This window comes from Rhizobium sp. NZLR8, assembly GCF_019685025.1.
Classification (GTDB): domain Bacteria; phylum Pseudomonadota; class Alphaproteobacteria; order Rhizobiales; family Rhizobiaceae; genus Rhizobium.
Genome location: NZ_JABDVY010000009.1, coordinates 180,110 through 202,427, shown reverse-complemented (window position 1 = coordinate 202,427; position 22,318 = coordinate 180,110). Strand labels below are relative to the sequence as shown.

Sequence of the window (22,318 nt, the reverse complement as noted above, 5' to 3'; positions counted from 1 at the left end):
CCCTCCTGATCCTTAAGCGAGACGGGCGAAATACGCCCCCCAGGCCGGAATATCGATCTTGTCGCCATAGTTGTTGCTGATAAAGCCATGCCCCGTCAACGCCTGCCATTCTCCCGCAGGCAAAGTGACGCCGGTTTCGGCCGGGCTCATGTTGAAGATGCAGAGCAGCTTCTCATTGCCGTATTCACGGGTGAAGACCAAAGCGTCGCCCTGCGGCTCCTCGAATTCGATCTCGCCCTTGGCAAAGGCCGGGTGCAATTTGCGGAAAGCGATGAAACGGCGATAGTGCTCCAGCACCGAAGACTCATCGCCCTGCTGGACGCTGACGGCGCGCAGGATATGCTCGACCGGCACCGGCAGCCAGGGCTTGACCGTGGAAAAGCCGCCCTGGGCGACCTGGCTGTCCCAGACCATCGGCGTGCGGCAGCCGTCGCGGCCCTTGAACTCCGGCCAGAACTGGATGCCGTAGGGATCCTGCAGATCCTGGTAGGCGAGATCGGCCTCGGTCAGCGCCAGCTCCTCGCCCTGATAGAGGCAGACGGAGCCGCGCAGTGTCATCAGCAGCGAGGCATAGAGCTTGGCAAAGGCGTCGTGATCGGCGACCAGCCCGCCCCAGCGGCTGACATGGCGCATGACGTCGTGATTGGAGAAGGCCCAGCAGGCCCAGCCATCCGGTGCCGCGGCTTCGAAATCCTGCATCACCTCTTCGACGCGCTCGGCCGTCAGCGGATCGGGCGCCAGGAATTCGAAGGCATAACACATATGCATCTTGTCATTGCCGGAGGTGTATTCGCCGACGATTTCAAGACCGCGCTGGCTGTCACCGACTTCGCCGACGGCGGCAATTGCCGGGAATTCTTCCAGAACGGCGCGGAAGCGCTTCAGGAAGGCAAGGTTCTCCGGCCGGTTCTTGTCATAGATATGCTCCTGAAAATTATAGGGATTGACCGCCGGCGCCGTCGAGGCGTTGCGGCGCTCGGGCGCAAGGGCCGGATTGTCGCGCAAAAGCGGGTCGTGGAAATAGAAATTGATGGTGTCGAGGCGGAAGCCGTCGACGCCGCGATTGAGCCAGAAGCGGACGACATCGAGCAGACGGTCCTGCACCTCAGGATTATGCAGGTTCATGTCCGGCTGCGAGGTCAGGAAGTTGTGCAGGTAATATTGCATGCGCGTCGGATCCCACGCCCATGCCGAGCCGCCGAAGATCGACAGCCAGTTGTTGGGCGGCGTGCCATCCGGCTTGGCGTCGGCCCAGACATACCAGTCAGCCTTGGCGTTGGTCTTGCTGGAACGGCTCTGTACGAACCAGGGATGCTGATCCGAGCTGTGGGAGATGACGAGGTCGATCATCACGCGGATGCCGAGGCGATGGGCCTGGGCGATCATCGTGTCGAAATCCACCAGCGTGCCGAAGATCGAATCGACATTCTCGTAGTCGGAAACGTCATAACCGAAATCGCGCATCGGCGAGGTGAAGAAGGGCGAGATCCAGATGGCATCGACACCGAGGCTTGCCACATGCGGCAGGCGGGCGGTGATGCCCTTCAGGTCGCCGATGCCGTCACCGTTCGAATCCTGGTAGGAGCGCGGGTAGATCTGATAGATCACCGCGCCGCGCCACCAGTCCTTGTCGGGGGTCGAGATCGATTGGGGAGCCACGTTCATGGAATATCCTGTTTGAAGTCACGGTCGAAAATGGTCAGCCTCCCTTGACCGAGCCCGCCAGCAGGCCACGCACCAGATAACGCTGCAGCCCGAAGAAGACGAGCAGCGGCACGATGATGGTGACGAAGGCCGACGCCGTCAAAATCTCCCAGTTGCCGCCGCGTGAGCCAAGCAGCGCGTTGAGGCTGCCGGTCAGCACGAGGTGGTCCTTGTCGGTGCCGAGGAAGACCATGGCGACGAGCAGGTCGTTCCATACCCACAGGAACTGGAAGATGGCGAAGGAGGCGAGCGCCGGGAAGGACAGAGGCAATACGATGCGGACGAAGATCTCGAAGTCGCTGGCGCCGTCGACGCGGGCGGATTCGATGATCTCCTTCGGCAGGCCGGCGATATAGGCCCGCAGGAGGTAGATGGCGAGCGGCATGCCGAAGGCGGTATGGGCCATCCAGATGCCGGGATAGGTTTTGGACGGCTGGCCGAGCATGGTGCCGATCTCGTTATAGAGGCGCAGCAGCGGGATCAGCGACATCTGCAGCGGCACGACGATGAGGCCGACGACGAGCGCAATCAGCAGCCCGCGGCCGGGAAACTCCATCCAGCTGAGCGCATAGGCGGCGAACGCGGCAATCAGGATCGGGATGATCGTCGCCGGGATCGTCACGGTCAGCGAGTTGATGAAGGACTGGCCGATGCCCTCGCCGGTCAGAACCGTCTTGTAGTTCTGCATCGTGAATTCCGGCGGCGCAGAGACGGATGCATAGATGCGCCGCGGGCGTTCGTCGGGCGAAAAGGCGGCGTTCTTCATATAACGGTAGCTGCCGTCGCCGTTGATCTGCAGGGTTTCGCCGTCGCCGAGATCGGCAGTCTCGCCGGCCTTGAAGGCGGCGGGCTGCTGCACCCGGTTGCCGAAGGCCTTCACCGAGCGGCCGGTCTGGCCTTCCAGCACATTGCCTGAAATGACGTAAGCCGCACCTTCCTGCTGCTGCTGATCGGCTGTGCCGAGGCGGACAGCGACCGTCTGCGTCGAGCCGACGAAGGATGTCCACCAGCCGGAGACGACGATCTGGTCCTTGTCGCGCAGCGCGCTGACGAAGATTCCGAGCGTCGGGATCAGCCAGACGATGACGATCAGCAGAACGGCGGCGTGAACGAAGAGACGGGCGGGGCCGATCTTGAAGTAGCTTCCGACAGCGGTCATCTCAGTGGCCCTTCAGTTCGCGATTGGCGCGTCGCACGTTCCAGACCATGATCGGCGTGACGGCGAGCATGATGATGATGGCGATGACGGCGCTTCGGCCGGAATCGCCGCCGCCGCGGAACAGCCAGTTGAACATCAGATTCGCCAGCACCATCGACTGCCACTGGCCGTTGGTCATGGTCAGCACGATATCGAAGACCTTGAGGACGAGGATGGTGATCGTCGTCCAGACAACCGCGATCGAGCCCCAGACTTGCGGCACCATGATGCGCCAGAAGATCTGCCAGCCATTGGCGCCGTCGATGACGGCGGCCTCTATCGTCTCCTCGGGAATGCCGCGAAGGGCGGCCGACAGAATGACCATGGCAAAACCGGTCTGGATCCAGATCAGGATGACCATCAGGAAGAAATTGTTCCAGAAGGGAACTGAGATCCACACCTCAGGTGTGCCGCCGAACGTCTGGACGATGGCGTTCAAGAGGCCGATCTGGACGTCGTTGCCGCCGCGATATTCATAGATGAACTTCCAGATGACCGAGGCGCCGACGAAGGAGATCGCCATCGGCATGAAGACGATGCTTTTTGCGATATTGCCCCACCAGATGCGATCGGTCATCACGGCGATGACGAGGCCGAAGAAGGTACAGGCGGCCGGTACGACGGCAAGCCAGAGGATGTTGTTGAAGATCGACTGGCGGAATTCGCGGTCGCCGAGTGCCCATTTGTAGTTCGCGACACCGACGAATTGCTCGCCGGCGCGGTCGTAGAAGGAGAGGATGAAGGTCGCAACGACCGGATAGACGAGATAGACAATGAGCAGGAATAGCGCCGGGCCGACGAACAACCACGGGCGCACGAGCGCACGGCGGTTGAGATTGCGCGATGCGGCGCGGATGTCGCCATCCTTCACCGGCAGAGCGAGATCCAGGATCTTGTTCGAAAAATAGAAATAGGCCGAGCACGCGAAAACGGCGACGACCACGACGGCCAAAGCGGACACTATCTGCGACAGCATTTCGTCCCTCCCCTGCTTCCCCTGATCTTATTGCGACCGGTTGTTATTCTGACGGGTCAGCGCCGGTCATCGTCAATCTGTTTGTATTGCCCAATCACAATAAATCCTGCGATGGCCGGGCTCTTTGCGAACCCGGCCAGTCATGCAAGCCATGCCGCCGGCAAGCCGGCGGCATAATTTTTGAGGATTACTTGATGCCGTCCCAGGCGCTCTGGATTTCGCCAGCAGCATCTTGAGCCGACTTGCCGCCGACGAAATCGACCATGCCCGTCCAGAAGGCGCCGGCGCCGATCTTGCCCGGCATCAGGTCGGAACCGTCGAAACGGAAGGTGGTGGCGGAGGTCAGGATCTCGCCTTCCTTCTTCATTTGCGGGTTGGCATAGGCCTCGGTGCTGACGCCCTTGTACGGCGTCAGGAAGCTCGACTGCGCCATCCAGACCTCATGCGCGATCGGGGTCTTCAGGAAGTCGATGAAGGCACGAGCCGCCTTCGAATCCTTGGTGATCGAAACGAGCGTGCCGGCGCCGAGAACCGGCTTGCCGAGTTCGGGATGGGAAGCAAAGGTCGGCATGTAGAAGAAGTCGGCATCCTGGCCGAGCTTCGTGCCCTCAGGGAAGAAGGATGGGATGAACGAGGCCTGATGGTGCATGTAGCATTTCGGCGGAACCGCGAAGAGGCCCTTCGGGCTATCGCGGAAATCGGTCGAGGCCACGGCCGCGACGCCGCCATCGACGTATTTCTCGTTCTTGGCAAACTTGCCGAACTCGTCGATCGCGGCAACGACGGCCGGATCGGTGAACTTCAGCTCGTTGGTCGTCCACTTGTCATAGGCTTCCGGCGGCTGGGTGCGCAGCATGATGTCCTCGACCCAGTCTGTGGCCGGCCAGCCAGTGGCGCCGCCTGAGCCAAGACCGATGCACCAGGGAACGCCGCCATCCTTGACGATCTGGTCGGTCAGGGCATGCAGCTCTTCCATGGTCGTCGGGATCTTGTAGCCGGCTTCCTCGAAGTTCTCCGGAACGTACCAGACCAGCGACTTCACGTCGGCCTTATAAGGGAAGGCGTAGAAGGCTTCCTTGCCGTCCTTGCCCTTATAGGTGCCGTAACCGACCCAGCTGTCGCCGGCGCCGTAATTGTCCTTGATCCACTTGGAGTTGTCGTCGCCGAGCGGCGTCAGGTAGCCCTTGCTGGCGAGGTCGGCGAGGAGGCCGGGCTGCGGCAGAACGGCGATGTTCGGTGGTGAGCCTGCCTGCGTGTCGATGACGATCTGCTGTTCGTAGTTTTCGGAAGAGGAGTATTTGGCTTCGATGCCGGTCGCTTCGGTGAAATAGGCAAGAACGCTCATGAAGAACGCCTCGTCCTCGCCGCGCCACGGCCCGAAGATCGTCAGGGGCTGCCCCTTCAGATCGGCATGAGCGGCCTTGAATTCGTCATAGCTCTTCCAGTTGAACTTGGAATCCTGTCCCGGGGCAAATTTCAGATCGGCCGCGGACGCAGCACCGGCAAAAAGCGCTGCCACGGCAACGCCCATCAAAAATGACTTTTTCATGTGATCAACCTCCCATCACAATCCCAACCGCGCCGAATTCCCTTTAAAAGGAAATTTCAAAGCGCTTTGACACCTAACTCATTCCACTTTCGGTGGAATGGAGTCAAGTCATTTCACGAGAACCCCGCCGTGAACGCGCCTGTACGGTGGCGCAACGGCGGTTATCGGGAAATATGGAGCGATTTTTCTTGAGTCAAGCGCACCAAATGCTACATAATTGAAAGCGCTTTGGATGCCACTGGGAGGCGGCAGGCCTTTTGAAGACGGCCGACGGGCGGGCCGGGAGGAAGCATAGCAGGTGAATCTCAAACAGCTATCGGAATTGCTGGGGCTGTCGCAGACGACGGTGAGCCGAGCGCTCAACGGCTATCCCGAGGTCAACGAGGCGACCCGGGAGCGCGTGCTTCAAGCTGTCAAGGAAACCGGATACCGGCCGAACAAGGCGGCGCAGAGGCTTGCGACCGGCAAGGCCGGCTCGATCGGCCTCGTCATGCCGACGGCGCCCGGCCACCAGTCCGACGTGCATTTCGGTGAATTCCTGGCCGGGCTCGGCGAAGAGGCCGTGCGCCACGACTTCCACTTCGTCATCATGCCGGCCGACCCGGACGACGAGGTTGCGGCGCTCAGGCGCCTTGCGATCAGCGGCAATGTCGATGCGCTGTTCGTCGCCTATATGCGCGGCCACGACCCGCGGCTCGCCATGCTGAAATCGCTCTCCATGCCCTATGTCGTGCACGGCCGATCCTTCGGCTCGGAGCCCGACTATCCCTATCTCGACATCGACAATGAGGGCGCCTTCTACGATGCGACGCGGCTCTTGCTGCAGCTCGGCCATACGCGCTTTGCGCTAATGAACGGGCCAATACATCTCGATTTCGCCATCCGCAGGAAGAACGGCATCATATCAGCGCTTGCCGAGCGCGGGCTGACGCTCGACGAGGATTGCGTCAGCCATGCGCTGATGACGGACGAGCAAGGTCTGCTGGCGATGGAACACTTCCTGCAGCTGCCGGAGCGGCCAACGGCCATCCTCTGCTCCAGCACGGTGCTGGCGCTCGGCGCCATCCGCGCGGTCAACCAGGCGGGATTGCGGCTCGGCGAGGATATCTCGCTGATCGCCCATGACGACGTGCTGCCGCTGTTGAAGCCGGAAAACTTCTCCGTGCCGCTGACGACGACGCGCTCCTCGCTCAGGGCCGCCGGCGTTCGCATCGCGCAGCGGCTGATCGGCACGGTGAAGCAGGCAGGCCCCTTTCCCGATCAGGAGCTCTGGAAGACGGAACTGATCGTCAGAGCCTCAACCGGCCCTGCCCCGCAGCAGCCATAATCAGAACTGCGGCGGGGTCTGTCCTGCAGCACGATGGGCGGCGATGACGGTATTGGCCATCAGCATGGCGATGGTCATCGGCCCGACGCCGCCCGGAACCGGGGTGATGGTGCTGGCGACCGCAGAGACCTCCTCGAAGGCGACGTCGCCGACGAGCCTGGTCTTGCCCTCGCCTCTTTCGGGGGCTGCCACGCGGTTGATGCCGACGTCGATGACCGTCGCACCCGGCTTGACCCAATCGGCCCTGACCATCTCCGGCCGCCCGACGGCGGCCACCAGGATGTCGGCATTGCGGCAGACCTCGGCGAGGTTCTTGGTTCTTGAGTGCGCGATCGTCACCGTCGCATTGGCGTTGAGCAGCAATTGCGCCATCGGCTTGCCGAACAGGTTGGAGCGGCCGATGACGACGGCGTTGAGGCCGGAGAGGTCCTCGCCGTGGGTGCGGCGGACGAAGACCATGGCGCCGGCCGGCGTGCAGGAAACCAGTCCGGTCTTCAGGTCGCCGATGGCGAGCTTGCCGGCATTGGCGATACTGAGGCCATCGACATCCTTTTCCGGCAGGATCGCCTGAATGATCGACTCACTGTCGAGCGGTTTCGGCAGGGGCAATTGCACCAGGATGCCGTGGATCGACGGATCGGCGTTGAGGGTGGCGACGAGGGCTGCCAGCTCCTCCTGGGTGGTTTCGGCCGGCAGCGTGTGCTGGACTGATTTGAAGCCGCATTCCTTGGCCATGCGGCCCTTCGAGCCGACATAGGCGTGGCTTGCCGGATCGTCGCCGACGATGACGACCGCAAGGCCGGCGGTGACGCCGCTGCTCTTTTCCAGCGCTGCCGTCGCGCTCTTGACCGTCTGAATGACCGATGCAGCTACGTTCTTGCCGTCGATTACTGTCGCCACGCGTCTCTCCGCCCTGTTTAGCGTCAATCTATGGATAGTCGGCGAGCGTTAAATGCCCGCTAACGCCCTATCCTGTCGGAAAGCAGCAATGCAATATCAAAAATGCAAGGAAGTGTTCGTTCAGCGCAGCGGCTGCCGCGCTTCGAACGTATGAACACGAAGCCGGTCGCGCAGGCCGGAGATCTCCGAGCGCAGCACCTCCATCTCGTCGACCGTGGTCGGGACCGCTTGCAGTGCCGGCGGCGCGGAAGACAGCGGTGAGGATGCCGACATTTCCTCTTCGGATGCCGCAATGGATTTGCGGAGGCGCAATAGGAAAGCCGCAGCAAGACCGGCGACGAGACCCGCGGCAGCGCCGGCCAGCGAGCCGCCGGTCAGGCCATCGGGCGCCGATACCGCCGTTGCCAGCGCCGGCTTCATGAGAGTGATATGACCGTCGGTGACCGTCCCCGCCGACGCGGAAGCCGAATCATCCAGGCGAGAACGCGCGGCCGCCGCCTTGTCGCTGAGCTCGGTCAGCCGGGAAAGATCGACACCGGTATCCCGGCTTTGAGCGATCAGCGTGTTGCGGCGGTCGTTCAAGGCCTTGCGCGCATCGACGGCGGCCTTGGCAGCGACGTTGGCGGTCTGGGCAAGACGGGTCAGCTCCTTGCCCATATTCTCCTTCAGACCATCGGTTTCGGCCTGCTGCTGCAAGAGGCGCGGATGGCGCGGGCCGAGCTCGGCCGAAAGCTGCGCAAGCGCTGTCTTGGCGACCGCATATTTGTCGCGCCAGTCCTGCAGCGCCGGCGAGAGCATATCGGAGGGGAACGAACCGTCGAGCACCCCGGCAAGTTTTGCGGCCTTGAGCCGGTCGGCCTGCGCCTTGGCGTCCAGGATAGTCTGGTCGGCCTCTTTCAGATCGGCATCGAGCCCGTCGATCTGACGGCGAAGATCGACCGCCACCTTGACGTTACCCTCGCCGCTCTTAGCCGTGAAGGCTGTCAGTTCCGCTTTCGCCTCGTCATAGGCCTTGCGCAAGGCGGCGTCGGTTGCGGCGTTCCCGCCGGATCCGTCCGGCGGGGAAACCGCTTCGGCAAGCCTTGCGGCAATGCGCATGGATTTGCCGCTGTCGCCGGTCGTCACCCTCACGAGGATCGTCCCGGCGGCGGCATCGGGCAGTATCTCGACCGCATGCTTCAACGTCGCCTCGGCGCGCGAGGTCGGATCGGCAGCAGCCCCGGTCGCAGAGAGGAGATCGAGCGCAACGCCAAACGCATTGGCTCTGGGGCCGGCAAATTCGGGATCGTGATCGAGTTTCAGGGCGGCGACCGTCGAAGCAACCACCCGCGCCGACATCAGCCCTTTCGCCGCGACCTCTGTGAAGGCGGCCCGGCTTGCGGGATCGGTCTTCACCGCAAGCGTCGCTTCGGCGCGGTAGAGGGTTGGCGAAGCCGGCATCAGTGCCGGCAGGCCCGCGCCGATCGTCGTCGCCGCGGCCAGCATCATTGCAACACCAATGCCGCCGACGCGCCGCCGTGGCACTACCGGGCGAGGCTCGGCCGGTTTCTTAATGATCGCGGTCAGCGGTTCGAGCGAGATCATCGGCTCGCTGGCCGGAGCAGCCGGTTCTTCACGGCGCGCCTGTTCCTGAGGAAGCGCATGGCCGACGTCGTTGGCGGCTCGCAGGCGATTGCCGAGGATGGTCTCGATGCGATCAACCAGCGGCGCCGTGGCCGCCGCTTTTGCGCGCTGTTCTTCCAGCGCGCGGCCGATGGCGCGCAGCAGTTCGGCCTCGGGCGGCGCGATATCGGGCCGGTTCGACGGGGGCGCTCCCCGGGGCGATCCATAGGGACCGTCATGGGCGCGCGCCAGTGCGGGCGCCGCCGGCCGGGCGGCTGCGCGATCGTGAAAACTGCTTCTGGCCCTGATATCGTACATTTGCGCCACATCTCATGCACATGATGGCCGAATTCGCTCATCCGCGCGGATGCAGATGATTAAACCAGTCTAAATAATCATGGCAAAGAAATGGTTAACCGCAGCGTGTAAGAATTATGCATCATTCCTTAAATCGGAATCGATCTAAGGATAAAATTTGCGCGCCTTAAAAGACGCGCAGCGCTGTAGCGTCAGCTCGCTTTCTTGTGGTCTGACCGCGGCTGCAGCGTGGTCACGACCTCTTCCGGATGGCTGAGTATCCTTTCGCGCCGGCGGAAGCGGTAGCGTAGGACATGGAAAAGAAAGATCGGGATGCCGACGATGTAGCGGCGCCAAAGGCGCGTCGGCTCCTGCAGCAGGCGATAAGCCCATTCCATTCGCATCATCCGCACCGTCTTCGGCGCGCGCGGGACGGCGCCGGAGACGAAGTCGAACAGAGCGCCGACCGTCAGCACCAGGCGCGCATGATCGGCACGGATATTGTCGTGGACCCATTTCTCCTGCAGCGGCGTTCCCATGCCGACAATCAAAATATCGAGCTTCTGGCGCTCAAGCTCGTCGGTAACGACAGTGGAATCGACCGTGTCGAAGTAACCGTCGGAAACAACGACGAATTCATGCCAGGGTGTATGCCGGCGGAAATTTTCCGCCGCCGCCTCGACGACCGAACGTGTGCCGCCGATGAGGCCGATGCGGCGCGGGGCCTCCATAAAGGTGAGGAAGGCCGGGACGAAATCGGTGCCGTTCAGATTGGCGGGAAACGGCGCACCATGGGCGATCTGCGATGCAATGTTGAGGCCGATGCCGTCCGGCAACACCAGATTGTGCGACATGATCCGGTAATATTCGTCGTCGTGAAGCGCGGTCAGCATGTTGTGGGCGTTGACGAAGCAAACCACGGTCTGGCCGACGGGAATGGAGGCCAGCTCGTTGATGAAAACGAGGGCGTCGTCCCAACCGAGATCGCAGACCGGCAGATCGAAGATCGTCCGCCGCGATGCGAGCACCGCGAAGTTTGCAATCAGATTCATTCCTACCTCCTGCCGAGGGTGCTGCATGCGCCCGACATCCCGGAAAACAAGCCCATAATCCCGCACCGGAGGTCTCGAAAGGACCGGCCGCGTCCAGCCCGGACGGCGCTGCCCCGATTTTGGGAGGCAGCATACGCCAAGCTGTGACATCTGATATAACAGGACGGTTTCAAACAACCCTTAGGAAAATTCCTTGAATTTTTATGCGCGTATAAGTGGTTTATTAACCACGCGCGCCAACGAAAAACGGCGCCTTGCGGCGCTGTTTTTCGTCGACGACAATATAACGCTTAGTGGGCGGCTGCCGCCGGCGCTTCGCCGGCCGGTGCGGTCTCGACGATCTTGATAGGTGCGCCCATCTTCTTCGGCTGCCCGGCGGAGCTTTGCTTGACATCTTCCTTGGAGAGATAGTCGAGCTGCTCCAGCATCACGTCGGCGACATACTCGCCGCCGAGGCGCTCGTTCATGCCCTTCTTGATCTCTTCGCGGAAGGCCTTCGGATCGAAGGATTTGATGTGGGCGATATCGACCGTCTTGTTGCCGACGAGCAGGCTGAAAAGCTCGTCCGTCGTCATCTCGGCCAGCGGCAGCGTCACGCCCTTCAGCATCTCCTTGTTCATCATGAAGGAAACGCGGCCAAGAAAGTAGCCGGTCACCGCGCCGTTACCGATGATCGGCACTGTGATCGTTTCACCCTTCACCAGTTCGAGCGCGCTCTGCTTGGAGTCCGTTGCCGCGGGCGCCGGCGCGGTCGCCAGGTACACCGAGAAATAGACCGATGCCAAGGTAATAGCGCAAACCCAGACACCGGTGAGGACGAGCTTGATCATCAGTTTCCACGCACGGCGAATTGTTCCTGGGAATAGGTGCCGTCGGCATCGGCGTCCTGAACGGCGTTCTTCAGGAGGTCGGCGACGGCGCGAACCGCTTCGAGGTGCGCCTCGACACGACGGGCATTGAGAACCAGCTTCTTCTTCAAGCCGTGCAACTGATCGAGATGGGCAGCGGCGAGCTCGGCCGGATCGGTGTCGCGGAACAGCATCGACAACTCGTAAAGGCAGCGGCTCTTATGCGCATTGGAGACCTTGAGATCAAACTGCGGGTCGTTGCCGATCCGGGTGTTCTCATTGTCGATGATCATTTCGAGGCGTCCGAGAACGGATTTGATCCTATATTCGTTCGAAACTATTTCCATGGTACCCCCGGTTATGCGTCGTTTGGAGATTACGCCGAAAAGTGTGCGCGGTTTTCGGACGATATAACGCTCTAACTATCTGATTGAGAACAGGATTCACATTTTAGGTCAATGGGCCTAAATTCATCCTGTTTTATCGGTCTTGGCTTCGGCGGTCGGCGTGCCAAATGTCTTGCGCTGGAAGTCGTCGATCATGCTGAGCGCAATGTTGCGGTCATCCTTATCGGTCGAAGCATTGACGATCTTGCCTTCCTGCCGGCGCAGCTGCTCGCTGTACATCTGCTTGGCGATGCCGATGCCGTCACCCTTGGCCATGACGTTGCCGAGCTGCTCGGCCATCATGCCTTTCCAGATATCGCCGGTCGCACCCTTACCGTAGACGTCGTCGCTTTCGCTCGGCAGCATGTTCTTGACGAAATTCTGCAGAACCATGGCCTCGAATTTCCGATAGCTTTCCGGCACTTCCTCAGCCTTGGTGCGGTTCTGGATATTGTTGACGCCGCTCTTCTGGCCGATATGGTCGAGAATATCGACCGTATTGGCGAAGCCCTTGCCGTTCTCGGCGAGGCTCGTTGCAGCAAAGGCCGCACGATTTGCCTTCAATTTTTCCTGGGCTGCCTGAACCTCCATGGGGTCGGCAGCTTTGACAACATCCAGGACCAGATCACTGGGGGGCGAAATAGCCACGTTACAATCCTCTAAATTAAGATCGTAACGACTATGGATTTCGAAGCTTGCTGGAGGCTGGCGTTGCGAATTGCTGATCGATGACATCGTAGACGGCATTGTCATCGGCCTCGCGGCGCTCGGCCTCAAGGGCCTCTTTCATGCCTTCTTCGAAACGATCCCCCTTGGCGCGTTCGCGCGCCAGCCGCATCTCGTGGACCTGCTGCATGCCGGTCAGCTGCTGGTCCTTGATGCTGAGCCTGCCGAATCGATCGGCGTAATTCTGCGAGAAGGCGTGGTGGACCGGGTCCATCGAGCCGAGCGCGAGGATGACGTCGTCCATCGCCGCATTGACCTCGACGCGCTGGCGGCTGGTTTCGGCCAGATCGTTCTCGGCCATCCTTTCGATATGCCGCTGCACCGAGAGCAATCGCTTGAGCTTCTGGGAGCGGTTCTTTTCGATCATGGCAGCCTCATCGCCCGATATAGATCGAGCCGAAGGACTGGCCGAACTGGCTGACCATCGCCGCAATCGAGAAATAGATCAGGAAGAGCCCGCCCATCAGCAGATAGGGCGTCGAGATGAAGTAAACCGGTATCTGCGGCGCCAGCTTGTTGATGAAGCCGATCGAGACATTGAAGATCAGGCCGTAGATCAAGAACGGGCTCGACAGCCGCAACATGATGTAGGTGGTCTGCTCCAGCGTGTCGGTAAAGGAGATCAGCGTCGCGCGCATCTGCATCAGACCGCCGAACGGCATGGTCGTGTAGGAATCGATCAGTGCGCGGAAGACGATGTGATGAAAATCCATGATGAACAGGATCATGATGCCGGCAAAGGTGACGAAAGCGGAAAGGCTGGTCTCCGGCGTATCTTCGAGGATGTCGGCGGAACCCGGCTGGGAGTAGCCGACCATCATGGCGAGGATCGAGGCGGCGAACTGCATGCCGAGCGTGTAGATCCTCGCCAGCATGCCGTACATCACGCCGATCAGCGATTCGCTGACGATCAGGCCGATATATGTTCCGGAACCGGTGTGAACGGCCGGATAGACAGTGTCCCAGAGCAGCGGCATGACGGCGATCGAGAGCGCGCCTGCGATGAAGACGCGCAGTTGGTCGGGCACGCGCGCCGAGGAAAAACCCGGAAGAGCCAGCACACACCCACCGATTCGGCAGAAAACCAGAAACAGCGCGAGAACGGTCCCTTGCGGGTCTGTTATCATGAAATGGAGCCCAAAATCTTTATCTCGATGCCCTTGGCCAGTTCGACATGCGACAGGACCGGCAGCGTGGCAAACAGCCGTTCGATGATCATGCGCACATAGGAGCGTGTTTCCGGCGACGTGACAAGTACGAATGGCAGGCCGCGATCCATGAACTCACGGATAACTTTGGTGGCTTGCTCGCTGAACTCCTCGAGGCTGCGCGGATCGATGTCGAATTCGATCACTTCGCCCTTGGCGTCGCGCTTCAATGCCTGGTGGAAAGCGAGATCCCATTTGCTACCCAACCTGAGGACGCGCAGCACGCCGTTGTCGGCGAGGTCGCCGCAAAGCTGCTGGGCCATGCGAATGCGGACATGCTCGACGATCTGCTCGGTCTTTCTGACATGCGGAGCGAGCTCGGCCACCGCTTCGAGAATGAGGTGCAGGTTGCGGATCGACACGCGTTCGGCAAGCAGAAGCTTGAGCACCGCCTGCAGGCCCGAATAGGACATGTGCGACGAGCAGATCTCGTCGGCGAGCTTCTTGTATTCGGGATCGAGCCGGTCGATCAGCACCTTGACGTCCTTGTAGGACAGAAGCTGCGGCAGGTTGTTGCGGATGACCTCGCTCATATGGGTCAGCACGACAGAGACGTTGTCGATCGGCTGGAAGCCCTCGCGTTTCAGATCGTCGGTGAAGTTTTCGAGGATCGAGACGGCAGGCATGCCGAAGGCGGGTTCGCGGATTTCATCGCCGGGGATGCTTGGCCGGCGGCCGGCACCGGTGACGACGAGGACTTCGCCGACGCGCAGCAGGTTGGAGGCGACCGTCGTGCCGTGAATGCGGATCTGGTAGGATTTCTCGGCGATGGCGATATCGTCGGTGACCTTGATTTCGGGCACGACGAAACCGTATTGCGTGGCGAACTTCTTGCGCATCTTGCCAACGCGGAAGGCGAGTTCCTGGTGGGCGCCGAGCAGGCGCGTCGAGACCATCTTACCGAGTGCGAGCTCGATCTCCGAGGTGCGCAGTACCGCCTTGACCGAATCCTTTTCCAGTTCCTTGCTTTGGACGACCTTATTTTCCTCCTGCTCGCGGCGAAGCTTGTTTTCAGCCTCGACCTTACGCGGTATGAACCAGGCGCCGAAGGCGAGAAGACCGCCGAGGATCGTGAAAGGGACAAACGGCAGGCCCGGCATCAGCGCCAGGATGAACATCAGCACGGCCGAGACGGAAAGCGCACGGGGGTAACCGCTGAGCTGATTGACGACCGCCTGGTCGGTGGAGCCGGTGGTGCCGCCGCGAGAAACGAGAAGGCCGGCGGCGAGCGAGACGATCAGGGCCGGCATCTGCGAGACGAGGCCGTCGCCGACGGAGAGCTTGACGAAGACGTCGGCCGCTTCGCCGATCGGCATGCCGTGGCGGAAATAGCCGATGATGATGCCGCCGAAGACGTTAATGGCGGTGATGATGAGGCCGGCGACGGCATCGCCACGCACGAATTTCGAGGCACCGTCCATCGCACCGAAGAAGGAGCTTTCCTCTTCGAGTTCTCTGCGCCGGCGCTGAGCTTCCTTCTCGTCGATGATGCCGGCCGAAAGATCGGCGTCGATCGACATCTGCTTGCCGGGAATGGCATCGAGCGTGAAACGCGCGCCGACTTCGGCGATGCGCGTGGCACCCTTGGTGATGACGATGAAGTTGATGGTGATGAGGATCAGGAAGACGATCAGACCGATGACGAAATCGCCGGACATCACCAGGCTTGCGAAACCGGCGATGACGCCGCCCGCCGCATCGTGGCCTTCATTGCCGTGGGACAGGATGACGCGCGTCGTCGCGATGTTCAGCGCCAGCCGGGTCATCGTTGCGATCAACAGAATGGTCGGGAAAGACGAGAAATCGAGCGGTTTCTGAATCCACAACGCGACCATCAGGATCAGCACCGAGAAGGCGATCGAGAAGGCAAGTCCCATATCGATCAGGAATGGCGGAATCGGCAGGAAGAGAATGCAGATGATGCCGATGATGCCGAGGGCAAAACCGACATCGCGCAGGCTCGGGGCGACTTTCGGAAGGGGGAGTGCAGGTGGTTGCGCCATAACAGTTCCGTCTCTTCATGAGAGGAGGCGGACTCGGTCCACCCAATTCGGATCGAGAGTTAAATGGCGAAGCTTGCGCGAAGGTGGCTCAAAAGCCGGACTGGATGCGCGAGAAGACCAGATTGGTGAAAATCGAGATCTGCGAGCCGACGAAGGGTGCTGTGACGCCGACGGTGATCAGCACCGCGACGATTTTCGGCACGAAGGTCAGCGTCGCTTCCTGCACCTGTGTCAGTGCCTGGATCAGGGCGATGACGAGACCCACCACCATCGCGGCGATGACCGCGGGACCGGCGGCAATCAGCACGGTCCAGATCGCGGCCTGGAACAGATCCAATGCATCAGCTTCATTCATCTGAAGGCAACCTCATATCGCCTCGAAGCAGCCCCGCCATTGCCGGGCCGCTTTTGGTTGGTATCACCCGACGCGTCTTCGCCGCGGTATCAGGTATCAGTGCTGTCGCTGGTCGTGGTCGTCGTGGCCGGCGCCTGGCTGGCAACAGTGATTCCCGCCTGCACGAGTATCTTACCCCCATCCTTGGTCGTCGCAATCACGCCGTCGGAATAAACTTTGACGGAATCGATGATGCCTTTGACGGTGCCGTCGGCGCTTTCCATGTATTTGCCGACGTAGCTGCTGGCCTGGGTAAGGCTGGAGCTGGACAGCAGCGTGTCCAGCTTGGTGTTGGTCTGGATCGTCTGCTCGACCTGCGAGAAGCTTGCCAGCTGCGACATCTGCTCGCTGGCATCGACCGGGTCGGTCGGATCCTGATTCTTCATCTGCGCGATCAGCAGCTGAAGGAAATTGTCGTAGTTCAGCGTCGCTTTTTGCTGGGCCGAATTCGTCGTGCTCGTCGTGCTCGTGTTGGTCACGCTTGATGTTGCATCTACCGCCATGGTGCAATCTCCCTGCGAATCTGCTCGACCATCGTCGGCGGCATTTCGTGGTTGTTGAGGATATTGTCTTCGATCGCATAGAGGCCGCGGATCGCCTTCAACGCATCAAAAGCGCGGCCGGTCGAGACGAGCGCATCGATGCGCTTCAGTTCCGCGAGGATTTCCTCGTTTTTGAAGCAGCTGAGCAGCATGGTGATCGACTTGCGGAACATCGCCGTCGAGTGGTCCTTGCCCTCGGGATTGATGAGGATCATCTGCGCGATGAAATAGAGCTGACGCAGGGGCGTGGTGGCCGCTTCCGGCTGGAGGACGTGGTTTTCGAGAAGGAACGTCACGTCATTCAGGAATTCCAGCGCGACCTTGCGGTCGACGCGCAGGACGGCGCCGTTGATGAAGATTCTTTCTCCGGCTTTCAGAGAAATGCGAAGTGTACTTTTCATTTAAGTCCATCCCTGATGATGGTGGTAACGTCGATGATGCCCTGGTAGTTATTCGACAGACGCTTTCGTATCCTGTCGCATTCCTTCAATATCCAGATCGCGATCGAGATGAGGTTGGCCCTGAGCTGGATCTCCAGCTGATTGTCGGGATGTTTCAGATCCTCGATGAAGCTGATCCACACCCTGCGCGTATAAAACAGGGCTTCGATGGCTTCCCGGCCGTATTTTTCCTTTTCGCGCGCCAACGACAGCAGGTCTATGGACCGGTCAAGAACCTGCCATTCCCGCTCTTTCGCGTCGGCCACCGAGTCCTGCATGACTTCGGCATATGAGAACTGATACATTCATGCATCCTTCTTTATACTGCGCGCCTTTGCTCATCAAAGGTAGTTTACGAGACTCAACTGCTGGATCTTCGAGACGATCGTGTAAGCCGTTTCAAGCTGTGTTTCCAAAGTCTTGACCAGGGTCGAGGCTTCGTAGGGATCAACGCCCTGAAGATCGACCAGCTTGTTCTTGATGATATTCGACTGGGCGTCGAGAGCGTCGTTGGACTTCTTGACGCGCTCCTGGGAAAGGCCGAGCTGGCTTGCCTGCGTCACGAGGCCGCTGGTCGCCTTCGTCGTGTAGGTAATCGCCTGCTTGGACACCGTGCTCATCGCATCGCTGCTGAGGTTCTGGCCGAGCAGCGCCGAGGTCATCACCGAGGCGAGCGCCATGTAGCGCATGCCTTCGGAATTGGCGTTGGTCGAGGATTCGATCACTTCGGAATTGCTGATGCGGCTCGTCATGTTCTGGCTGGATGCCTGCGACCAGCCGGTCGTCGGGTCGGTCCAGGCAGTTTCGCTGAACATCGGCTCCACCGTCGTCGTGATGAAGGTGCTCATCTCGGTGCCGGTGAGGTCGCTGACCGCCTTCGGCGGGGCGAGAGCGGCTGCATAGCTGTTCAATGCCGTAACGATGGCGGCACTCGTCGCGGTCGTCTTGTCGGTCAGCGGCTGCACATCGGTGTTGATGCCCGAGAACAGATATTCACCGTTCACCATGGTATTGGCCGTGTCCATCATGGTGGACAATGCGCTGGTTGCCGACTGGATGGCGACGGTGATGCTGCCGGGATCATGGCTGCCCTGGAGCGCTGTCAGCTTCGAAACGAGGCCGTCGCCGACGTCCTTCATTTTGGAAAGGCCGAGCTGCGAGGATTCCATCCGGGCGGTGACCAGGGAATTGCTTGCTTTGATCGAGTCGATCCTGTCGACTTCGCGGCTGAAATCGACGCTTCTCGCGGCATTGCCGCCGAGCGAGATGCCGATATCCGCATAGACTCCCGTCGTTGCTTCCATCGTCGCCTTGGTCATCTGGTTCTGCGCCTGACGGATCGTCAACCGCATCGCATTCTGAATGGCCGAACTTGAAATAAATGAGCTCTTCATGGCTTAACTCGCAATATCCAGCAATGACTTCAGCATTTCGTCGACGGCGTTGAGGATCTTGGTCGCCGCCTTGTAGGACTGCTCTATGTCGAGGAGCAGCGTCAGTTCCTCGTCGAGGTTGACGCCGGTCTCATTGGAATAGGCCTCATCGGAGCGTGACAGCGCCGCCGAGGTGTTTTCCGCCGCCGTCGTGGCGTTGCTGCGGTATTGTTCGAGCCAGCCGAGGGAATTGGTGGCGAATTCCATGATGCTGACGTTCGAATCGATGCCCGTTGTGGCGTCGAAACCGACCGCTGGTCCCGCTGCCGGGTCGAAATCGATGTCGGAGCCCAGTGCCGTATAGAGGCGATCGAGTTCCGTCGTATAACCGCTGACGCCGGTGGGATTGAGGACAAGGCCTGTAGCGTTGACGCCGCCATCGCGCAGGCGCATCGGATCGCCGCCCTGCGCGGTGATGACGCGGCTGCTGACGGTGATGGTCGCCGCCATGCCCGCGACCGCGGTGGCGCCGGTATCGACCGTGCCGCCGCTCCAGGTGAAGAGGCCGGGCACATAGGCCGGGCCGGCTGCCGTGTTCTGCTCCTTGAAGAGCGAGACCAGACCGCGGGCGACTTCATCGAGCTGCTTCTGGAAATTAGGGGCGATCTCGTCACGGACCTGGAGGAGCGACTGGAGGCTGCCCTGCCCCGTTGCCGTCGATCCGCTGCCGCGCGCAAGTGCGACACCGTCGATATAAACCGAATTGCCGGCGATGGTAGCGTTGTAGACATCCTGAGACTTGAACGTCACCTTGCGCGGGATCGTCTCGAAGAGGATCGTCCCGTCAGATGTGCTCAGCACCATGTCGTTATTGTCGCGCGTCGTCGTATTGACACCGACGATCTGCGAAATCTGCTTGAGAGCCTTCTCGCGTTCATCGAGAGCGCCTGAGGCATCCGCACCCGAGGCCGTGGCGGTCTTCACCGCATTGTTGGCTTTCTCGAAGTCACTGAGGAGCGTATTCAGCTTATCGACGTCGGTGGCGATCTGCTTGTCGGCGGTGGCGCGGACGTCCTGAACGGATTGCGAGGCATTGTTCAGCGAGTTGGCGACATCCTGGGCGGCAGTGATGGCGCCCTGAGCGGCGACGGTGCTGCCCGGCGTCGTGCGGAAGGCCTGAAGCTTCTGCTGGAAAACACCGAGATAGGTGGATGGCGACGTTTCGTAGTCGTTGCCACCCATGATCGACTTCAGGTCCTCGAGACCGCCCAGCAATGCCTGCTGGGCGCTGTCCTGCGAGGATGTCTTCAGATATTGGCGCAGCAGGGCATCTTCCTGTGCCCGGTCGATCTTGACGACCTGCGCGCCGTTCAAGGACGTGGTGAGCATCGCCTGTCGGCGCACGTAATCTTTGTTGCCCGCATTCGAGATATTGTTCGATACGACACTGCTCTGCGTGCCGGTATTGTTGAATATGTTCTGCGCGGTATTAAGTGCGGATGTGAGCGACATGGCTTACCCGTTACCCTGCTTATCTCTTGAGGTTGACGAGGACGTCCATGATGTCGGAACCCGTCTGGAAGACCTTGGAATTGGCGGTATAGCTGCGTTGCGATTCGATCATCTCGGTCAGCTCGCCGGCGAGGTCGACATTCGAACCTTCGAGAGCGCCCGATTTGATCGTGCCGAGACCGTTGGTCTGCGGGAAACCGGTGACGGTGACACCCGACTGGCCGTTGGCGCTGTAGACGTTGCCGCTCATCAGGGTCAATTTGTCCGGGCTTGCGACATTGGCAAGGGGAATACGGTACAGGGGCTTCGTGCTGCCGTCTTCATACTTAGCGTAGACAATGCCGTCGCCATCGATCGTGACGTCTTTGACCGGGGTCGCCGCCTGGCCGTTCGGCGTACCGGTGCCGGAGAAGTCGGCGCCGAGCTGGGTGAAGCCGGAGAGGTCCATGGCGATCGACTGGCCGGTCACCGTATCGGCGATCGTGACGGCGCCGGTTGAGGTCATCTTGCCGTTGGCGTCGAAGGTGAGCGTTCCCGTGCCGACAGAACCACCGGCGCTATAGGGGAAGGAGGTCGTGCCGCCGACCGCCGCATTGGCGTTGCGGAACATCGCCACTTCCCAAGTGGCTGCAGTAGCGGGAGATGCCGGTGGCGGCGTCACGACCGAGCTCTTCGTGAAGTAGAAGTCGTACATCACTTTGTTGCCGAGACGGTCGTAGGCGACCATCGAGACCTTCTTGGTGTCGGCCGTCGTTGTGGCAAGGTTGGCGCTCGGAGCCGTCGCGGGAGCGACCGGAGCGATCTTCGCATTGGAATCGAGGTTGCCCTTGAAGATGCCTGAGGTCGAAGCGATGGCGGTCAGGCCATCCTGGTTGACGTTGACCGGAACGAGACCGTCGAAGCCGTTGACGACGACGGCGGGGGCGCCGGAGTCGTAGGAATAGCCCATCAGCTGAAAGCCGGCGGCATTGACGAGGTTGCCTTCGTCGTCCTTGGTGAAGTCGCCGGCGCGGGTCAGAACCGGCGTGCCGTCAGCGCCCTGGACGATGAAGAAGCCGTCGCCCGAAATCGCGAGGTCGGTGCCCGAGGTGGTGTAGGAAATGTCGCCCTGGTCGGAGACGGCCTGGCGGACCGAGGTCTGGACGCCGCCGGAATTGTAATTGCCGCCCGAGGAAGGCAGGACCAGCGACGAGAAGCTCGTCGACACGGCCTTGTAACCGGTGGTGTTCACGTTGGCGATGTTATCGGCAACGGTGCTGAGGCGGTTCGCCTGTGCGTTCATCCCCGATACTGCCGTCTTCATGCTGCCGAAAATGCTCATCTGAAAACCTCGTTTTACCTGTTAAGCTCGAGAGTATTTGTCGGGCCTTGCGTGAAGCTGTCTGTCAGGGCGAGCTGCGAGGCCAATATCGAGGTTCAGCCGGGCGCCGCCGCCCGGCCGGAAAAATCAGGCCCAATCGATGCAGTAGCCAAGGAAGCGCTTGGAATCGACCGGATCGACGCCGAGCTTCTTGCGCAGCTTCTTGCGCAGCTTCGAGATGTGGCTTTCGACGACGTTCTCCTCGACCTCTTCATCGAAGATTCCGTAGATGGCGTTGAAGATCTGGGTCTTGGTGACCCTGCGACCGCGATTGGCGATCAAATATTCGAGGATGCGGCGCTCGCGCCGGGGAAGCGCGAAGACTTCGCCGTTGATCTCGGGGTCGCGGCCATCCGAGAAAACACGGATCCCGCCGATCTCGGTGTAGTTGGAGATCGCCTTCAGCCGGCGCCGGATCGCGGCCGCCCTTGCGAGAATTTCGCGGGGATGCACCGGTTTGCGCACTACGTCGTCGACGCCGCAATCGAACAGTGCAAGGGTGTTTTCCAACGAGTGCTGGTCGCTGACTGCAATCACCGGCGCCATTGACCGGTCCCGGATCGCCCGGGGCAATTCGTAGTTACGCTGACCCTGACCGATCAGGAAGGCCTCGACTGCCGCTATATCGGAATCGGCAGCGGTCTGTACCCACTCGCCAAATTCCGTCGGATCAAAGCCGGTGGAGGGAATGCCCTCACGGCCAAACAGAGATGTGTATCCATCTTTTACGAGCTCACGCTCATCAACCACGACGATCATTCGTCCGCCTCCGAATCAGTGTGGCACTTCGATGATCTATGGGTACGAATCGCAGGAATCGGCGACAACTCGTTAAAGTTAATGGCAGAAACTAATAATTGATTAAGATCCTTGGGGCGATTTGATCTATATCTAGTGGGTACTATTGTTTATGCACACCAA

At 60.6% G+C, this 22,318-nt stretch carries 22 protein-coding genes; 1 reads left to right on the top strand and 21 read right to left on the bottom strand.

All coding sequences use genetic code 11. From position 1 onward, the window contains the following. Positions 1-12: 12 nt before the first annotated feature. The 4 genes from HJB89_RS20645 to HJB89_RS20630 form a co-directional block, all read right to left on the bottom strand. On the bottom strand, positions 13-1,665 hold the full coding sequence (locus HJB89_RS20645; protein ID WP_221150455.1) for an alpha-glucosidase: 1,653 nt from the start codon (positions 1,663-1,665) through the stop codon (positions 13-15). A gap of 34 nt (positions 1,666-1,699) precedes the next feature. Next, complete coding sequence (locus HJB89_RS20640; RefSeq protein WP_207582963.1) at positions 1,700-2,863, bottom strand: carbohydrate ABC transporter permease; 1,164 nt, start codon at positions 2,861-2,863, stop codon at positions 1,700-1,702. A gap of 1 nt (position 2,864) precedes the next feature. Beyond that, complete coding sequence (locus HJB89_RS20635; protein WP_207582962.1) at positions 2,865-3,878, bottom strand: carbohydrate ABC transporter permease; 1,014 nt, start codon at positions 3,876-3,878, stop codon at positions 2,865-2,867. 187 nt (positions 3,879-4,065) lie between these two features. Beyond that, positions 4,066-5,427, bottom strand: coding sequence for an ABC transporter substrate-binding protein (locus HJB89_RS20630; protein ID WP_221150454.1), 1,362 nt, complete (start codon positions 5,425-5,427; stop codon positions 4,066-4,068). Positions 5,428-5,725: 298 nt separating this feature from the next. On the opposite strand from HJB89_RS20630, the gene HJB89_RS20625 reads away from it, so the two are divergent. Then, complete coding sequence (locus HJB89_RS20625) at positions 5,726-6,754, top strand: LacI family DNA-binding transcriptional regulator (RefSeq protein WP_207582960.1); 1,029 nt, start codon at positions 5,726-5,728, stop codon at positions 6,752-6,754. On the opposite strand, the gene folD is transcribed toward HJB89_RS20625, so the two are convergent. The 17 genes from folD to rem all read right to left on the bottom strand — a co-directional run bounded on the left by folD (position 6,755) and on the right by rem (position 22,156). Beyond that, entirely contained in the window at positions 6,755-7,654 is a 900-nt protein-coding gene (folD, locus tag HJB89_RS20620; protein WP_221131260.1) for a bifunctional methylenetetrahydrofolate dehydrogenase/methenyltetrahydrofolate cyclohydrolase FolD, read from the bottom strand. 120 nt (positions 7,655-7,774) lie between these two features. Then, positions 7,775-9,574 carry a succinoglycan biosynthesis protein exop gene (locus HJB89_RS20615; protein WP_221150453.1) on the bottom strand — a complete coding sequence of 600 codons (1,800 nt, stop codon included), beginning with the start codon at positions 9,572-9,574 and terminating at the stop codon, positions 7,775-7,777. 191 nt (positions 9,575-9,765) lie between these two features. After that, positions 9,766-10,605 (bottom strand): WecB/TagA/CpsF family glycosyltransferase, encoded by an 840-nt coding sequence (locus tag HJB89_RS20610; RefSeq protein WP_221150452.1) that lies wholly within the window; start codon positions 10,603-10,605, stop codon positions 9,766-9,768. 290 nt (positions 10,606-10,895) lie between these two features. Beyond that, a complete protein-coding gene (locus tag HJB89_RS20605) occupies positions 10,896-11,435 on the bottom strand; it encodes a hypothetical protein (RefSeq protein ID WP_207582956.1) in 540 nt (179 codons plus the stop codon). Next, positions 11,435-11,800, bottom strand: coding sequence for a hypothetical protein (locus HJB89_RS20600; RefSeq protein WP_207582955.1), 366 nt, complete (start codon positions 11,798-11,800; stop codon positions 11,435-11,437). The genes HJB89_RS20605 and HJB89_RS20600 overlap by 1 nt, the downstream gene beginning before the upstream one ends. Positions 11,801-11,923: 123 nt before the next feature. Further along, complete coding sequence (locus HJB89_RS20595; protein WP_207582954.1) at positions 11,924-12,487, bottom strand: rod-binding protein; 564 nt, start codon at positions 12,485-12,487, stop codon at positions 11,924-11,926. Positions 12,488-12,518: 31 nt separating this feature from the next. Then, positions 12,519-12,932: a hypothetical protein gene (locus tag HJB89_RS20590; RefSeq protein ID WP_207582953.1), complete on the bottom strand. Its 414-nt coding sequence runs from the start codon at positions 12,930-12,932 to the stop codon at positions 12,519-12,521. Positions 12,933-12,939: 7 nt separating this feature from the next. Next, entirely contained in the window at positions 12,940-13,692 is a 753-nt protein-coding gene (gene fliR, locus HJB89_RS20585; RefSeq protein WP_221116086.1) for a flagellar biosynthetic protein FliR, read from the bottom strand. Then, positions 13,689-15,776 carry a flagellar biosynthesis protein FlhA gene (gene flhA, locus HJB89_RS20580; protein WP_207582951.1) on the bottom strand — a complete coding sequence of 696 codons (2,088 nt, stop codon included), beginning with the start codon at positions 15,774-15,776 and terminating at the stop codon, positions 13,689-13,691. The genes fliR and flhA overlap by 4 nt, the downstream gene beginning before the upstream one ends. Before the next feature lie 88 nt (positions 15,777-15,864). Next, positions 15,865-16,131: a flagellar biosynthesis protein FliQ gene (gene fliQ / locus HJB89_RS20575; RefSeq protein ID WP_009992823.1), complete on the bottom strand. Its 267-nt coding sequence runs from the start codon at positions 16,129-16,131 to the stop codon at positions 15,865-15,867. Positions 16,132-16,220: 89 nt separating this feature from the next. Next, complete coding sequence (gene flgD / locus HJB89_RS20570) at positions 16,221-16,673, bottom strand: flagellar hook assembly protein FlgD (RefSeq protein WP_221131263.1); 453 nt, start codon at positions 16,671-16,673, stop codon at positions 16,221-16,223. Then, a complete protein-coding gene (flbT, locus tag HJB89_RS20565) occupies positions 16,664-17,113 on the bottom strand; it encodes a flagellar biosynthesis repressor FlbT (RefSeq protein ID WP_007633262.1) in 450 nt (149 codons plus the stop codon). Before flbT ends, flgD begins: the two co-directional genes overlap by 10 nt. Continuing rightward, positions 17,110-17,457 carry a flagellar biosynthesis regulator FlaF gene (gene flaF, locus HJB89_RS20560; RefSeq protein ID WP_164006557.1) on the bottom strand — a complete coding sequence of 116 codons (348 nt, stop codon included), beginning with the start codon at positions 17,455-17,457 and terminating at the stop codon, positions 17,110-17,112. Before flaF ends, flbT begins: the two co-directional genes overlap by 4 nt. A gap of 36 nt (positions 17,458-17,493) precedes the next feature. Next, positions 17,494-18,546, bottom strand: coding sequence for a flagellar hook-associated family protein (locus HJB89_RS20555; protein WP_207582949.1), 1,053 nt, complete (start codon positions 18,544-18,546; stop codon positions 17,494-17,496). Positions 18,547-18,549: 3 nt separating this feature from the next. After that, complete coding sequence (flgK, locus tag HJB89_RS20550; RefSeq protein ID WP_207582948.1) at positions 18,550-20,037, bottom strand: flagellar hook-associated protein FlgK; 1,488 nt, start codon at positions 20,035-20,037, stop codon at positions 18,550-18,552. Between the two features lie 19 nt (positions 20,038-20,056). Beyond that, positions 20,057-21,358, bottom strand: a complete 1,302-nt coding sequence (locus HJB89_RS20545; protein ID WP_207582947.1) for a flagellar hook protein FlgE — start codon at positions 21,356-21,358, stop codon at positions 20,057-20,059. 126 nt (positions 21,359-21,484) lie between these two features. After that, positions 21,485-22,156, bottom strand: coding sequence for a transcriptional activator Rem (gene rem, locus HJB89_RS20540; protein WP_007633267.1), 672 nt, complete (start codon positions 22,154-22,156; stop codon positions 21,485-21,487). Positions 22,157-22,318 lie beyond the last annotated feature (162 nt).